16 protein-coding genes are annotated in these 13,682 nt (G+C 59.1%); 9 read left to right on the top strand and 7 right to left on the bottom strand.

The features are described from left to right. Window positions 1-71: 71 nt before the first annotated feature. Window positions 72-332, top strand: a complete 261-nt coding sequence (locus M0D66_RS08235; protein WP_266210535.1) for a hypothetical protein — start codon at window positions 72-74, stop codon at window positions 330-332. Between the two features lie 52 nt (window positions 333-384). On the opposite strand, the gene M0D66_RS08230 is transcribed toward M0D66_RS08235, so the two are convergent. Further along, the gene (locus M0D66_RS08230; protein ID WP_266210534.1) at window positions 385-1,197 is read right to left on the bottom strand and encodes a class I SAM-dependent methyltransferase; all 813 of its coding nucleotides are present in this window, start codon (window positions 1,195-1,197) and stop codon (window positions 385-387) included. Between the two features lie 359 nt (window positions 1,198-1,556). Between M0D66_RS08230 and M0D66_RS08225 the strand changes: the two genes are divergently transcribed. The 3 genes from M0D66_RS08225 to M0D66_RS08215 all read left to right on the top strand — a co-directional run bounded on the left by M0D66_RS08225 (window position 1,557) and on the right by M0D66_RS08215 (window position 3,856). Beyond that, window positions 1,557-2,081, top strand: a complete 525-nt coding sequence (locus M0D66_RS08225) for a GNAT family N-acetyltransferase (protein ID WP_200619176.1) — start codon at window positions 1,557-1,559, stop codon at window positions 2,079-2,081. Between the two features lie 625 nt (window positions 2,082-2,706). Further along, window positions 2,707-3,009 carry a VF_A0006 family four-cysteine protein gene (locus M0D66_RS08220; protein WP_266210533.1) on the top strand — a complete coding sequence of 101 codons (303 nt, stop codon included), beginning with the start codon at window positions 2,707-2,709 and terminating at the stop codon, window positions 3,007-3,009. A 346-nt stretch (window positions 3,010-3,355) separates the two neighbouring features. Beyond that, window positions 3,356-3,856 (top strand): DoxX family protein, encoded by a 501-nt coding sequence (locus M0D66_RS08215; RefSeq protein WP_266210532.1) that lies wholly within the window; start codon window positions 3,356-3,358, stop codon window positions 3,854-3,856. A gap of 66 nt (window positions 3,857-3,922) precedes the next feature. Here the strand turns inward: M0D66_RS08215 and M0D66_RS08210 are convergent, their stop codons facing one another. Next, the gene (locus tag M0D66_RS08210; protein WP_266210531.1) at window positions 3,923-4,894 is read right to left on the bottom strand and encodes an AraC family transcriptional regulator; all 972 of its coding nucleotides are present in this window, start codon (window positions 4,892-4,894) and stop codon (window positions 3,923-3,925) included. 94 nt (window positions 4,895-4,988) lie between these two features. Between M0D66_RS08210 and M0D66_RS08205 the strand changes: the two genes are divergently transcribed. Further along, window positions 4,989-5,822: an oxidoreductase gene (locus M0D66_RS08205; protein ID WP_266210530.1), complete on the top strand. Its 834-nt coding sequence runs from the start codon at window positions 4,989-4,991 to the stop codon at window positions 5,820-5,822. A gap of 57 nt (window positions 5,823-5,879) precedes the next feature. Here the strand turns inward: M0D66_RS08205 and M0D66_RS08200 are convergent, their stop codons facing one another. After that, window positions 5,880-6,338 carry a cupin domain-containing protein gene (locus M0D66_RS08200; RefSeq protein WP_200619167.1) on the bottom strand — a complete coding sequence of 153 codons (459 nt, stop codon included), beginning with the start codon at window positions 6,336-6,338 and terminating at the stop codon, window positions 5,880-5,882. A 221-nt stretch (window positions 6,339-6,559) separates the two neighbouring features. On the opposite strand from M0D66_RS08200, the gene M0D66_RS08195 reads away from it, so the two are divergent. The 3 genes from M0D66_RS08195 to M0D66_RS08185 all read left to right on the top strand — a co-directional run bounded on the left by M0D66_RS08195 (window position 6,560) and on the right by M0D66_RS08185 (window position 8,699). Continuing rightward, window positions 6,560-7,432, top strand: a complete 873-nt coding sequence (locus M0D66_RS08195) for a GyrI-like domain-containing protein (RefSeq protein ID WP_266210529.1) — start codon at window positions 6,560-6,562, stop codon at window positions 7,430-7,432. A gap of 110 nt (window positions 7,433-7,542) precedes the next feature. Next, entirely contained in the window at window positions 7,543-8,001 is a 459-nt protein-coding gene (locus M0D66_RS08190) for an NUDIX domain-containing protein (RefSeq protein ID WP_266210528.1), read from the top strand. A gap of 77 nt (window positions 8,002-8,078) precedes the next feature. Beyond that, window positions 8,079-8,699 carry a GNAT family N-acetyltransferase gene (locus tag M0D66_RS08185; RefSeq protein ID WP_266210527.1) on the top strand — a complete coding sequence of 207 codons (621 nt, stop codon included), beginning with the start codon at window positions 8,079-8,081 and terminating at the stop codon, window positions 8,697-8,699. Between the two features lie 324 nt (window positions 8,700-9,023). Here M0D66_RS08185 and M0D66_RS08180 read toward each other — a convergent pair whose 3' ends face one another. Then, window positions 9,024-9,689: a c-type cytochrome gene (locus tag M0D66_RS08180; RefSeq protein WP_266210526.1), complete on the bottom strand. Its 666-nt coding sequence runs from the start codon at window positions 9,687-9,689 to the stop codon at window positions 9,024-9,026. Between the two features lie 145 nt (window positions 9,690-9,834). Beyond that, window positions 9,835-10,617 (bottom strand): alpha/beta hydrolase, encoded by a 783-nt coding sequence (locus tag M0D66_RS08175; protein ID WP_266210525.1) that lies wholly within the window; start codon window positions 10,615-10,617, stop codon window positions 9,835-9,837. A 439-nt stretch (window positions 10,618-11,056) separates the two neighbouring features. On the opposite strand from M0D66_RS08175, the gene M0D66_RS08170 reads away from it, so the two are divergent. Further along, window positions 11,057-12,223, top strand: a complete 1,167-nt coding sequence (locus M0D66_RS08170) for a porin (RefSeq protein WP_093646106.1) — start codon at window positions 11,057-11,059, stop codon at window positions 12,221-12,223. 88 nt (window positions 12,224-12,311) lie between these two features. Here the strand turns inward: M0D66_RS08170 and M0D66_RS08165 are convergent, their stop codons facing one another. Further along, window positions 12,312-12,863 carry a DinB family protein gene (locus M0D66_RS08165; protein ID WP_266210524.1) on the bottom strand — a complete coding sequence of 184 codons (552 nt, stop codon included), beginning with the start codon at window positions 12,861-12,863 and terminating at the stop codon, window positions 12,312-12,314. A 15-nt stretch (window positions 12,864-12,878) separates the two neighbouring features. After that, window positions 12,879-13,661 (bottom strand): GntR family transcriptional regulator, encoded by a 783-nt coding sequence (locus tag M0D66_RS08160; protein ID WP_200653325.1) that lies wholly within the window; start codon window positions 13,659-13,661, stop codon window positions 12,879-12,881. Between the last annotated feature and the right edge of the window lie 21 nt (window positions 13,662-13,682).

The following is a 13,682-nucleotide window of genomic DNA, read 5'->3' as shown; positions in this document are numbered from 1 at the left end:
CCGTCCACGTACCGTGCCGAAGTCGTCATCAGCCATATTGTCAAAGCCACGTTGCTGGAGTTCACGCCATCATGAGACGTTTTTGCTTCGCAGCGGCCCTCGCCCTGCTCACCGCCGGCTGCACCTCGACATGGTCGCCCACGAATAATCAGACCGCCGGGCCAGGTCCGGCCGACACGGATACCTACATTCTGCACTCTACCAACGGTGCGACGCCTGGTGGCTCCACCCCAAAGCGACCTAGACTCAGCGTCGGTGTCAGCGATCCCGATACGCAGTTGATCCTGCCGTGGTTCCTCAATGACATCATCAACTTTGTTAACTATCACTAGCTTGCCGTACACATGCCGATCGGGCTTGCAACAGCCTTGCTCCGAGACTCCACTATCCCGCCGCCACGATCACATGCGCCTGAATTTTGCCGACCACCGGGCCTTCGCCATGACGGTTGGCAATCGCCTCCGTCGCTCGGTCCGTCGTCAGTTGAAGCAAGCCGGCGTCGCGCGCCTCGATTTCGTTGCGCAGCGGCGTTCCCAGGCAATAAGCGGCGGCGGCGGCGCGTGCCGAGGTCGCGCAACTCACCTTCTCGCGCGTCGCGATCTCGATGTCGGCGAAACCTGCGCGGCTCAACTCCTCTCGGATCAGCGCGATATCGTGATAGCCGTGCGGCGTGCGGGTGAGAAATCTCGGAGGGTCGTGCGGAAACACAGTGGCGACGGCGTTGGTGACTTCGTCGGCAAAGGCGTTCTCTTCGATACGGTCCCAGACATTGAAGACAAAGCGCCCGCCGGGTCTCAGCACGCGACGCGCCTCGGCATAGCCAACGATCCGATTGGGGAAAAACATCGCGCCGAACTGGCAGCAAACGACGTCGAACGATGCATCTTCGAACGGCAGGTCGAGCGCGTCCGCCTGCCTCCATTCGATACGGCTATCGGCCCCCTGCCTGGTAGCGGCATAGTCGAGCATGGGCTGGTTAAGGTCGGTCGCCACGTACCGCGCGCCAGCGCAAAGTTTTGGTTCAAGCACCCGCGTGACCACGCCGCTGCCGGCCGCCGTTTCAAGCACCGAGCCGGGCGCGAAGACTGCAACAACCTCCGCCAGGTCGGCAGCGTAGGCCTCGAAGATTAGGGGGACCATCAGCGTGTCGTAGAACTTCGGGATCGAACCCGCAAACACCTTATCGCGCTCAGTCATGATATCCCCTTGAAAGCTCTTAATGGCGCCCGCGACCATCCATTCGAGAGCAGGCCAAGCCACTCCAAGGCGTACTCTGTCTGGTCGGGCGTTGCGCTATGGTGGCCGCGCATACCAGCCTCGTCAACGTCATCCAGTGACCTTTCCAACACGCTTGCCTTCGTAGCAGCGCTGCCGCGGTAATGCTGCGAAGGCGACTAGCGGGCGAGCAATCTCAGCCACCGTATGGCCGATATGGGTCGAACCGAATCTGTCAGCGTCCGACCAAGAACGATCAACCATAAAAGCAAAGTGAATTGGCGAGAATTTTGATTCGAAGTACTCTTGAGAATTGTCTTCATATAGCCCAGATCCCTGCTATGTTGCCGTCTATCGACGAACTCCTCGCGCTTGACGCGCTGACCTTACGCGAACACACCGAGCAGGCTGGTGATACCTTCGATGTTGATGAGCACCGAGTCCAGTTGCGAAAGTCCCTGGAGGTCAGCGAGGTGTGCTCAGTGCGGCGGGAAGGCAAACTCGTTGCCTATGCAATGCTTCGACCGCATTCAGGTGCTTGCTGGTTCGTTGGCGCGTTTGGTACGCATCCGTTGTATCGAACGTATGCCGTTATGACTGAGCTGCTCGCAAAGATGGCGAAGCTGGCGAGTGAACAAGGGATCGGCGAGCTAAAAAGTCATGTCTACAAAACCAACCGGTTGTCTATCGCTTTCCATCGCAAGCTTGGATTTCAGGTGACGCGTGAGAACGACAAAGGCTTTGAGTTCTTCATTGCAATACGTGAACTGACCACCAAGCCAGCGGTTCAACGCGCCACTGCCAGAGCGGCATGCAGCCCCGAGTCCGGCGCGCCGGAAGCACCGGCAATCCTGCGAAAAGTGTGACGCCGGCACGTTGAATATTCGTCGAGTCACAGCTGGAACATTAGGAGTTAGAGGCCACTCACGTAACACCCGGTCGCCCCGCTCGGGTTGGCGAAACCGGGAGCGAGGAATTTCAGCGATCGCCGCGATCTCGATCATCAGTTCGGGTGGGTAAGGGCTAATGCCCCACACTGCGCGAGATGTTTCTTGCTGATGCCGCAGCATAACGCCCTGAGCTTGATGGCCGAATCCGAGAGAAAACGATGCGCGAAAGATCCATCACGCATCGAGTATGGTGTTGGAGAATCTCTGGCGATTTTTCATCCTAAGTTTCGACTAAAATCGGCGCTTTACGCTGTGCGGGGTCAGCCCTATGCCAGTTACGTGCACACTTGTGCTTAATAAGCAGAAAACGTCTGTTCTCTCCTGCCCTGGGACCGCACCCGTCGCCGCGTTTTCTGGAACTGCAGAGGGCCGCGATAATCCTGACGACGTGGCTATGGAGAATATCGGCCCGCTACGGAGGCACGCTTCGGCGCAATCGAAGGCCCTAAGGCGCTGTTCGGCCAGGAAGAGGCATTCGACATCGACGCGGAGATCGCCGACAATTGGTACCTGCCCTTATCCTTGCGTCTCGTCCAGAACCATGCGCAACGTCGCCTATCTGCTTCTCTCGATCACGCTTGCCTCGCCGCTTTCAGCGCTGGCGCTCGGTAACGACAATCCAGATTACGATCAATGCATTCTGCTCTCGCTGAGAAACAGCCAGAGTCGCATGGCGGCGGGCGCGATCAGAGACTCGTGCGATGCGCTTTACAGAAACGGCGCGCTGCTTTTACCTCGCGAAAGGTCGTATCACGTGTGTGTCTTGCAGAATGTGCAGAGCGTGAGAGACGCATTTGCGGTTAACGAAATTCTGCACGCGTGTCGACGTCAGAATCAGATGTGAATGTCCGCTAACGGGGCCTCCACATGTCCCATGTGGGGCGAACTGAGCCGCTCATCGTCCGGCTGAGTTCGGTCCTGAGCGGCTCCTCGTCGCCGGTTCGCAAACGTCCACTCGCCGCGCAAAGCTGACCCTCAGTTCAACAAAGAGGATCGGCATGCCCTCTCTGAGCCGGCTGTTACCAGCAGGCGGCCGGCAACAGCGAACGCAGGCGCGTGCCAAGAAAAAAATATTCAGCCTCACTGTAACCGCGCATCCATCCCTGACGAACTACAAAGAGAGCGGGCGATGCATACCCCACCTGCATCGCCCGTTGTTCTTTGCTAACGTTTATCAGGAGGCCTTGCGCATGAACACTGTCCGCTACCTGCTTCGTTTCACCGATCCCACCTGGCTGACGGACCACTGGAGCCTCGCGCGATGGGCACCGTTGCCATTGCGGCTGATCGTCGGTTACGGGTTCATGGCGCACGGCTACTCAAAAATCGTCAAGCATCCGGATGCATTTGCTGGAATTTTGCGCGCGCTCGGTGTGCCGGCACCACACTTCATGGCGTGGGCGACCATCGCAATCGAACTGGTCGGGGGTCTCGCGGTCATCGCCGGCGCATTCGTGCCGCTCGTCAGTCTGCCAATGATCGCGGTGCTGATGGTTGCGACGCTGACTGTGCATCTTCCATACGGGTTCTTGTCGATCAAGCTGATGGCCGTCACGTCAGCCGGCCCGCAGTTCGGTCCGCCGGGCTACGAGACCGATCTGCTTTATCTTGCGTGCCTTGCCGCGCTAATGATGGGGGGATCGGGACCGTTCTCCGTCGATGGCTGGCTTAGTCGCGGCAGGCGGCAATAGGAAGGGCGATGGAATTTGAGGGCGGCATTGCGGACCAGGTACCTGATCTTCGTCGTTATGCGCGCGCTAGTGCGACGAAACGTACATCGCATCATCGAACGCAGCCGGAACAGCAAAGCTCTCACGCATACGCTTCGCCTCCGCCGCTGGCGTCAAGCCAAAAAGCCGCTTGAACTCTCTGCTGAACTGGGACGCGCTCGTGTAACCCACTGCGTGGCTCGCGCCCTCCGCAGTCAAATCCTCACGGACCATCAACAGGCGGGCCTGATGCAAACGTGTTGACTTCACGTACTGCATCGGCGAAACGTGCATGATTGTCTTGAAGTGGCTGTGGAAACTCGGAAGGCTCATTCCCGCTTCCTCTGCCAACTGCATCACGTCCAGCGGCTGCGCGTAGCCGGCATGGATGAGGCGCAGTGATCTGCCTATCCGGCCGAACTGCCCTTTCATCGCCAAAGCCTCGCGCATCGAGCTTCCCTGCTTTCCGGTGAGCACACGGAAATAGATTTCGCGCAGCAGGCCAGGTCCCAACACAGCAGCTTCGAGCGGGCGATGCATCGCCTCAAGAAAGCGCAACACGGACGCCTGCATCGCGTCATCCATCGGCGTCGACATCATGCTCTGAGGCGCCTGCACGTGTTCAGTTGCGCCTTCACGATCGATCTGTACGGCGAGTTCAGCGGCTAATGTGAAATCGAGGTGCAGGTACAGCGCGAGCAGCGGGCGCTCAGGGCTTGCCTCCGTTTCCATGCTGAACGGAACAGGCACGGACACGGCCAGGTAGTGACGCTCGTCGTACAGATAGAGCTGGTCGCCAAAATAACCTCGCTTGCGGCCCTGACAAACGATCACGATGCCGGGGTCGTAGAGAACCGGCGTGCGTGACAGAGGCCGGTTTGAACGCAAGATCCGCACGCTCGGCAGCGCTGTGAGGTTGTAGCCCTCCTGCGGTGCCAACGCGCGAAGCAACGCAATCATGCGTTTCTGGGTTCCCGAGGAAAGATCCGGATTGTGCGTGGAGGTCCGCTTCATACTCATAGTTTTAGGCAAGAAAAATAGCGGAATATGGCTTAGCCAGCCTCGTCCCTCAGACTAGTATGCATTCTCCAGACACCATTTGGGAGAAGCTTCAATGGCATCCAGCAAAATTCTGCTCATCACCGGCGTCAGCAGTGGCTTCGGCCGTGCACTCGCGGGAGAGGCGTTAGCGGCGGGACACAAAGTCGTCGGTACGGTGAGAAGCGCGGAAGCAAAGCGTGATTTCGAATCTCTGTCCGCGACAGCTGCTTTTGGACGTGTACTTGACGTGACCGACTTCGATGCCATCGACGGCATCGTGGCGGAAATTGAGGCGACCGTCGGACCCGTGGACGTTCTGGTCAACAACGCCGGCTACGGACACGAAGGCGTCATGGAAGAATCGCCCTTATCGGAGATGCGCAGACAGTTCGATGTGAACGTGTTTGGCGCTGTCGCCATGATGAAAGCCGTGCTGCCCTTCATGCGCGAGCGCAGACGTGGCCACATTCTGAATATCACGTCGATGGGCGGCCATATCACCATGCCCGGAATCACCTACTACTGCGGAAGCAAATTCGCTTTGGAGGGCATTTCTGAGGCGCTTGGCAAAGAGGTCAAGTCTTTCGGCATCGCCGTAACAGCCGTCGCGCCAGGCTCGTTCCGCACCGACTGGGCGGGTCGCTCGATGACGCGAACGCCCCGTTCGATCGCGGACTACGACTCGATCTTTGAGCCCATCCGCAAAGCGCGCGAAGAGAAGAGCGGCAAGCAATTGGGGGATCCCCCAAAGGCGGCACGCGCGATGCTGGCAGCAATCGCCGCGGACCACCCTCCCACGCATCTTTTGCTCGGTAGCGATGCACTCGGGCTCGTGAGGGATAAGTTGTCCGCGTTGGGAAATGAGATCCGTGACTGGGAGTCTGTCACGGTCTCAACTGATGGCTGAAGACCGCAGGCGCCAGGAGGACATGAGCGCCTGCATCTGCACGCTGGGGCGCCGTGCTCAGCGCTCGAGCAGATCCTGCGGCTCGATGCCCGCCTCGGTGCAGTAGCGTTGATAATCGGCAAGGCGATCGGCGGTTGTGATGCGGAGTTTGACCTCGCCATTGTGGCCAAGATACTCGACAGTGCCCATCACCACCACCATCACGACCAGTGGTTTGTCACCGACCGCCTCCCACCAGTCGACGTTGCCGGTAGACTCATGCACGTAGTCGCCGGGTTCGACAATTTCGCCAGTACAGAGGCGACGCTGTCCTTCAAGGTTGAAAGCGTGCACTTCACCGGTATGACGGTGCAGGCCGAGCTTGATACCAGGTTCCAGACGCATCAGTTCCACCCAGCCGCGGCCATCTTTCAGGAAGCGCAGCGGCCGCGACCACTTACCCGGACCTTCGGGGATCCACAACCCGTCTGCGGACAAGGGGCTGGCACGGGTGACCGTATGTCGTTCGTTGATCATGCGATGGCTCCGAATAGATTGTGATGTCGTTGTTCGCGGCGTTGTTCGCGCGGCGTTGTTCGGTTAGCTACGCACCGAGGTGCGTAGAAAAGTCTATCACCCGTGACAGGCAGGCATCTCCGCGAGTTTCCGTAGTCCGGAGATTGAGCAAGAACGGCTAGGCGCGATGTTTCGACCATGAGCGACCATAACGCCAGTCGCACAATCCAGATACCCAGACCATGCAAGCTCATGTTGACGCCACTCATGCTTACACGAAGCGCTTCAATGCCGTACTCGCGTACATCGAAACGAACCTCGATGGCGACCTGTCAGTGGAAGCGCTAAGTCGCATTGCGAACTTCTCGAAGTTCCATTTTCATCGGCAGTTTGCCGCCTATGTGGGGGTGCCGGTCGCACGCTACGTGCAACTGATGCGCTTGCGTCGGGCTGCCCACCGACTGGCTTCGCGTGAGTTCTGCTCGGTGCTCGACGCCGCGTTCGACGCGGGCTTCGACAGTCCCGAAGCCTTCAGTCGCGCATTCAAGCGCGCGTTCGGCACGGCGCCGAGTTCGTTTCGGCAGCATCCGAACTGGCAGATCTGGAGTGCGACTTTTGTCGTTCCCTATCTTTCAAGGAAACTCACCATGCAAGTAAAAATTGTCGATTTTTCTGAAACCCGCGTCGCCGCGCTTGAACACTGCGGACCGCCTGGGCTCGTCAACGAGAGCGTGCGCAAGTTCATCGACTGGCGCAAGCAAAGTGGGCAATCTCCGGTTGCGTCGAGCAGAAATTTTGGTATCCCGCGCAATAACCCGGACACGACACCGGCCGATGCATTTCGTTTCGATATCTGCGGAGAAATCGACGAGCCGGTCGCGTCGAACGCCTACGGTATCCGCGAACTCGTCATTCCGGGCGGCCGATGTGCCGTGGTTCGGCATACCGGATCGACCGACCACGTCGGCGAGACTATCTATCCGATCTATCGCGACTGGCTTCCTGCAAGCGGAGAGGAACTTCGGGACCATCCCTTGTTCTTTCACTATCTGAGCATTTTTCCGGAAACGCCGCAGGATCAGTGGCAAACCGACATCTACATTCCCCTCGTGTGACCGGGTGATCTGCGACAGCGACCTTACGGTCGCTGGACCGCTGATCAGAAGTTGGCGACAATGCGACATCCATCGACTTCTACTACCTCAGGTAACGGGTGCGACCGGCTATGCTTATCGACTCTCTCTGGCGCATCGCACTTCGCATCGCATACCCGCTCGCTCGCGCCTGGTGGCACCTTCGGCGGCCTCACCATGAGGGCGCGCTAGTCGCAATCTACGTCGGGCAGGCGCTCTTGCTTGTGAAGTCGTCGTACCGGGCCGAGTGGAATTTTCCCGGCGGCAGTGTCCATCCCGGTGAGACGCCTGATGCCGCGGCGCAGCGCGAGATGGAAGAGGAGATTGGTCTGCCGTCATACACACTACTCCCTGCAGGCAGCGTCTATGGCACCTGGGACGGGCGAAGAGACCGCGTGCATTTCTTTGAACTGCACCTCGATTGCATACCCGAGCTGCGGCTTGATAATCGTGAGATTATCGCCACGCATCTGGCATCGCCTGAGGAATTGCACAGCATCACGCTGACAGGGGCGGTCATTGCGTATCTCCGCAAAGATTTCTGCAGTTAGTTGGCACCTCTCCTTTCGGGACATCTTGGCTCGAAAACGCTGTGCACACCGTGCTTGACCAACACACACATACGCTCATGTCTTTGCCAAGCCCGACACTGCATACCCCTCGCCTGCTATTGCGCCCTTTCACGGAGGCCGATACGGACTCCATCTACGCACTGCAGAGCAATCCGCGCGTGCTGCGCTACTGGGACGCACCGCCCTGGAAGGAGCGCGCGCAAGCAGAGCGCTTCATCGCGGTTTGCAGGCAGATTGAGCAGGAAGGCACCGGCGCGCGGCTGGCCATCGAGCGTGCCGTCGACGGTGTATTCATCGGCTGGTGCTGTTTGATGAAATGGGATCCAAACAACCGCAGCGCGAAGATGGGCTACTGCTTCGATGAAACGGCATGGGGCCAAGGCTTCGCCACCGAAGCCGCAAGCGCTTTGTTGCAGTGGGCCTTCGACACGCTGGACCTGAACCGTGTTCAGGCCGAGACCGACACGCGCAACACGGCGTCGGGCCACGTGCTGGAGAAGCTCCAGTTTGTCCGCGAAGGCACACTGCGAGAAGATTGCATTGTGGACGGCGAGGTATCGGATTCCCGCGTGTATGGGCTTCTCAGGCGGGAATGGAAGCCGTTGCAGTCAGGATCGGCGACAGGCCGAAACGGGCTCCCCTGCCCCCATCCGCACGCGTCGCCACCGACGAGATAGCCAACGCGGTCGGTGCCTTCCTATCCGGGTGGACAGGTCATCGGCTTAACGTGCAAGCTTTGGCAAGGATAGGATTCAGGTAGCTGCGGATTCTGCGCTGCACTCAAATTTGAGCCGTCGCTACTCATGGCGCAGCCGGCAAGCGCCACGACCAGACCCGATATCACGGCGACGTTACTCCACACGATAAATTGCATATGTATTCAACACAAAGGGAATGGGTTGCGGCGCGGGAAAACCCATCGCAAACGCTGTTAGCCGTTAAGTTGCAACGCCAATCGACGCAATGCTGACGCGCAGATCACGCGTTGCCGGTCGTCAAGGTCAAGGTCCGATCACCGAAAGGTAAGCCGCAGCCGCTTCGATCTGTGCGTCGTTCAGCGTGGCCGCGACGGCTGTCATTGTTCCCGGCGCCGGCGTTTTCCCCTTCGCGCGCGCCTGAAATTCGTGTAGCCGGGCAACGACAAACGCCGCCGGTTCGCCTGCAATGCCCGGAAAACGCGCGCCATTGCCTTTGCCGCCGGCCGCGTGGCAGCTGAAACAGGCGGGAATGCCGGATCCCGCACCCATCTCGGCAAGTTGCTTGCCGGCCAGCACCAGGCTTTGTTGCGGCGGCGCACCTTCGGCAAGCGGCGGGTCCTGCTTCGAGAAAAAATTTGCGAGCTCGCGTATCTCGCTATCGGAAAGAGTGAGTGCAACCGTCTGCATGACAGCGCTTGCGCGCGTACCCGCCTTGAACATTGACAATGCGTGCGCGAGATAATCCGGATCTTTGCCGGCGAGCCGCGGCCCACCGGTTACAGTGCCGGCGCCCAATGCGCCGTGGCACGCGACACAGGTTGCGATGGACGGAGCCTCCGTCCCATTGGCAGTGTCATGCACACTCACTGCGGATTGTGCATGACAGGTACTCGCGAAACCGACGAGCGCCGCAACCGAAAGCGGACGCAAGCCGGCGCGCAACATGTTGACAGAACGTGGACCGATCATCGTGATTTTCCCGCTATGCTTTGAACAAGCGTCCCGTGAACGACGCGATGGGACGATTCTGCCGGGATGATTCTGACCGGCGAGCGTCAAGCGGATTACGGATCTGTTATCTAGGGCGATGACCGGCCTGTCTGCAAGCGTCGCCTTACTTCTGCTCGCCGGTCGCTTCGAGGATCAGATTTGCCACTTCAGTCGGATGCGACAGCAGCGACACGTGGCTCGACTTAAGCTCGATCGTATGCGCGTGCATGCGGTTCGCCATGAAGCGCTCCAGATCGGTGTTGATGGTCCGATCTTCAGTCGACACCGCATACCAGGTCGGCTTGTCGTGCCATGCAGCGACGGTCGTCTTCGCCATCGTGATCGCCTTGCCAATCGGCTGCTGAACCGCATAATACTTCTCTGCTTCAGCCCTCGGCAGATCGCCGGCAAAGTCTTTCAAAAATGCCTGCTCGGATAGCTGGCCGTAGCCGTCGGCCGACCACTGAAGCCCCGCCGATGCGGGCGCGGCCGGAAATTTCTTCGTCAGTGCCGGATAGTCCTCGCCGGCATCCGGCGCACGCGCGGCAATGTACACGAGACCGGCCACCTTCGGATCATCGCCAGCCTGGCTGATCACCATCCCGCCGTACGAGTGCGCGACTAACAGCGTCGGGCCATCCTGTTGCGCAAGTGCGCGCTTGACCGCGTCCACGTCCGCGTCGAGCGAGGTCGTCGGATTCTGCACCGCCGTCACGTGCAGGCCCTTTGCCTGAAGCAGCGGAATCACCTTCCCCCAGCTTGAACCGTCTGCAAACAGCCCGTGAACCAGCACGACGTTCTTGATCGGTGCGGACGAAGCAGCGGTGCTGTTCTGCGCGAATGACGTCGTTGCACTCAGCAGCGCGGCGCAGGCGAAACCGGCCAGGACAAACGAATTCAACTTCATGAGACTTCTCCGAGGTATGTGAAGGATGAGATTCGCGAATTTCGCTCAGCCGCAATGGCGAGTCGAAAGACGAGCCATACCCAGTCAATCATCCCGTCGATGCGTACGACTGCAAGCGGGCGCTGGATTCTGGTGTACGAAGGTGCAAACACAGTCCCTGCACAAACATTCCGTTCGCTGCAAAGTTTTTTATGAGTCGACGTCTGCAAGGAGCCATTGCATCTGGACAAGCACGAACGGCCGATGCAGGTCGAGCCGGGAAGCTGACGTACTGATCGAACTGTCACTGACTCACTTTCTGAAAAGTCTGCGGAATAAATTGGGCCGGCGCTCGTTTCGTCCATTGCCTTTGATTTTTCTTTCTTCCGCTTCGGCATTGTCGGACCTGCTTGCGCTCTCCACGCGCTGCGGGCGACGCCGGCATCCTGCGAGTTCGTTAATGAAAAAAGTCCTGGTGACGTGTGCTTTTGTTGTATCTGTCCCTGCCGCGCATGCGCAAAGCAGCATTACGTTGTACGGCATCATTGATGAGGGCTTCGAAGCAATCAGCAACGCGCCTGTTGCCGGCAGCAAAGGCGGCGGCAGGCTGTTTCGGCTCGATGCCAACAACGGTCTGAATGGGTCCCGTTGGGGACTCAAAGGATCCGAAGATCTCGGCGGCGGCCTCAAAGCAATCTTCACGCTCGAGAGCGGCTTTGAACTCAACACCGGAAATCTCGCGCAAGGAGGCGATGAATTTGGCCGACAGGCCTTTGTCGGTTTGTCGAGCGACCGGTATGGCACCGTGACGCTCGGGCGGCAATATGATCCCGTCATCGACTACGTCGGAATATACGAGTTCGGCGATTCAAATCTTGGCTCGGATCACGCCGCACATCCCGGTGACCTCGACAATTTCAACTTCACACGTCGCCAGAACAATTCGATCAAGTACCAAAGCCCCGACTACGGCGGTTTAAGATTCGAAAGTCTCTATAGCTTCGGCGGCGTGCCAGGCTCGCTTGCAACCAACCAGGCCTACTCTTTCGGAGCCCATTTCATGAGGGGTCCGCTCGGCATGTCCGTGGCATATTCACACGTCAACAATCCGGCGGCGTCCTTGTTCGGGAGCAACCCAACCGATACAGCGACGTCGAACGGGCTAACCGCGAGCCCGATCTACAGCGGCTATGCATCGGCAAGAACGTACCAGGTCGTAGCGGCAGGCGGTTCATATACGTTCGGACACGTCGTCGTGGGCGCGACCTATTCGAACATTCGCTATTCGAACATTGCCGCGCTGAGCGAAAGCAGTGCGGATTTCAACGACGCGGAAGTCAGCCTGCAGTATCTGATTGCCCCGGATTGGTCGGTTGGAGCGGCCTACAACTTCCTGAAGGGGAACGCAGTGACTGAAACCATTGGGGGCGCCAAATACAATCAGCTCTCCGCCGGTGTGAATCACAAGCTGTCCAAGCGCACCGATGTCTATATTTCAGGCGCATGGCAGACGGTGAGCGGAGACGACTCGACCGGGCATGCGGCGGTCGCGAACATCGCCGATTTGTCGCCTTCTTCGAATCGTCATCAAGCGGTCGCTCGTGTCGGAATCCGGCATCAGTTCTAGTCTTACTGTGTCAACCCAAGCACACCCTCCCCTGCGCACGCACGCTTTTACAAGCGTGCGTCCGGTCGATTTGCCAGGCCACCTCGTACTACGCGTTCACCTGATCGTGTGACGCGGGGGAAGGGGGCGAGAAACTGGACTCCGGATGGGCCGTAAGAAAAACAGGCAGATCGGTAGCGGGCGGTTTGGCGGGAACGTCGAAGAACATTTCGCAAACCCACCCGCGATGATACGAAGCGTGATTCACGAGATGCATGAACATCGCGCCGCGCGACATTGCCGAACGCTCGCCTGATATGAACGCGAACGACAGCACTTCAGCCAGCGACCCGTCAGTCTGTTCATCCGCCCAGCGTTCGAACCACGCGTTCATGTCCTGTTGCGCGCGACGCAGGTCGCGCAGATCGGCATGCACGACCACGTTGCGTGCCGTGAAGCCGTGCTCCTTGCGTTCGAGGTGCGCCTTCCAGATCAGATCGACCACGTAAATGTGATTCAGCGTGCCGATCATCGACTTGAACAGAGTCTGCCGCGTTTTGACGGCTTCATCGGGCGGCAGTGCTTCGATGCAATCGAATAGCACGTTGTCGGCCCAGGTTTTATAGCGCGCAAGAATGCGGGTGGTTTGCGTATTAAGCATGACTCGTTTCCTTGACTATTCGCTCGCGTCGTTCAGCACGTCCAGCGCGGCACGACACGCGCCGGCCAGCTGTTCGCGCATCAACTCCTGCACGTTCGACGAGCGGTTAACAATGGCATCGCGAATTTTGACCGATTGACTGAACGACGCCTGCATACGGCCGCCACGCGCCATCGCAATGCGCCGCAAGCGGCGCACAGGTCCGATCAATCCTGCGTGACTGTCCTGCAGCGTGCGGTTGTCGGCGATCGTCATCACGATTGTGTAGAAGCGGTCTAGCGCTTCGACGTAACCCACCGGATCGCCGGCATCGACGCTCATTCGCATCGCCTCGATCACGTCGTCGAGTTGCGCGGTGCCGAGCGTCGTGATGCGCTCCAACGCGAGTTGTACGGCAAGACATTCGAGCGCCGCGCGCACCGTGTAAATCTCCTCGACGTCACGCAGCGTCACGGCACGCACGTACGCGCCGACACGCGGCAGCACCGTCACCAGTCCCTCGCGTTCGAGTTGCGCGAACGCCTCGCGCATCGGCGTGCGGCTTACGTTCAACTGCTTCGCGACCTGCACTTCTGAAAGACGGCTGCCCGGCGCAAGCACGCCCTCGATGATCGCCTCGCGCAACGCGGGCACCACGACGCCTTCGCTCAATGAGTCACTAGTTGCATCGACGGTGCGCATGCGCGAGTGATATTTGCTCGCGATCTTGTCAAGCGAATGTGCGCCTGCGTGTGCCCCTTTCGCCTGCTTCGGTGCGGCGGCTTCGGCGGTTTTCATTGCAGTTTTACTGGAAGGCATTGACACCTCGTGATCATGTGA

The organism is Paraburkholderia sp. SECH2 (assembly GCF_030464795.1).
GTDB lineage: Bacteria > Pseudomonadota > Gammaproteobacteria > Burkholderiales > Burkholderiaceae > Paraburkholderia > Paraburkholderia aspalathi.
This window is presented reverse-complemented; position numbering and strand designations above follow the sequence as displayed.

Bases quoted from the DNA above. Each gene is read 5' to 3' on its own strand.
- M0D66_RS08170 (WP_093646106.1), top strand. From the start codon at position 11,057: ATGAAAAAAGTCCTGGTGACGTGTGCTTTTGTTGTATCTGTCCCTGCC.
- M0D66_RS08210 (WP_266210531.1), bottom strand. From the start codon at position 4,894: ATGAGTATGAAGCGGACCTCCACGCACAATCCGGATCTTTCCTCGGGA.
- M0D66_RS08225 (WP_200619176.1), top strand. From the start codon at position 1,557: ATGTTGCCGTCTATCGACGAACTCCTCGCGCTTGACGCGCTGACCTTA.
- M0D66_RS08185 (WP_266210527.1), top strand. From the start codon at position 8,079: ATGTCTTTGCCAAGCCCGACACTGCATACCCCTCGCCTGCTATTGCGC.
- M0D66_RS08165 (WP_266210524.1), bottom strand. From the start codon at position 12,863: ATGCTTAATACGCAAACCACCCGCATTCTTGCGCGCTATAAAACCTGG.
- M0D66_RS08230 (WP_266210534.1), bottom strand. From the start codon at position 1,197: ATGACTGAGCGCGATAAGGTGTTTGCGGGTTCGATCCCGAAGTTCTAC.
- M0D66_RS08215 (WP_266210532.1), top strand. From the start codon at position 3,356: ATGAACACTGTCCGCTACCTGCTTCGTTTCACCGATCCCACCTGGCTG.
- M0D66_RS08180 (WP_266210526.1), bottom strand. From the start codon at position 9,689: ATGATCGGTCCACGTTCTGTCAACATGTTGCGCGCCGGCTTGCGTCCG.
- M0D66_RS08175 (WP_266210525.1), bottom strand. From the start codon at position 10,617: ATGAAGTTGAATTCGTTTGTCCTGGCCGGTTTCGCCTGCGCCGCGCTG.
- M0D66_RS08200 (WP_200619167.1), bottom strand. From the start codon at position 6,338: ATGATCAACGAACGACATACGGTCACCCGTGCCAGCCCCTTGTCCGCA.
- M0D66_RS08190 (WP_266210528.1), top strand. From the start codon at position 7,543: ATGCTTATCGACTCTCTCTGGCGCATCGCACTTCGCATCGCATACCCG.
- M0D66_RS08220 (WP_266210533.1), top strand. From the start codon at position 2,707: ATGCGCAACGTCGCCTATCTGCTTCTCTCGATCACGCTTGCCTCGCCG.
- M0D66_RS08160 (WP_200653325.1), bottom strand. From the start codon at position 13,661: ATGCCTTCCAGTAAAACTGCAATGAAAACCGCCGAAGCCGCCGCACCG.
- M0D66_RS08205 (WP_266210530.1), top strand. From the start codon at position 4,989: ATGGCATCCAGCAAAATTCTGCTCATCACCGGCGTCAGCAGTGGCTTC.
- M0D66_RS08235 (WP_266210535.1), top strand. From the start codon at position 72: ATGAGACGTTTTTGCTTCGCAGCGGCCCTCGCCCTGCTCACCGCCGGC.
- M0D66_RS08195 (WP_266210529.1), top strand. From the start codon at position 6,560: ATGCAAGCTCATGTTGACGCCACTCATGCTTACACGAAGCGCTTCAAT.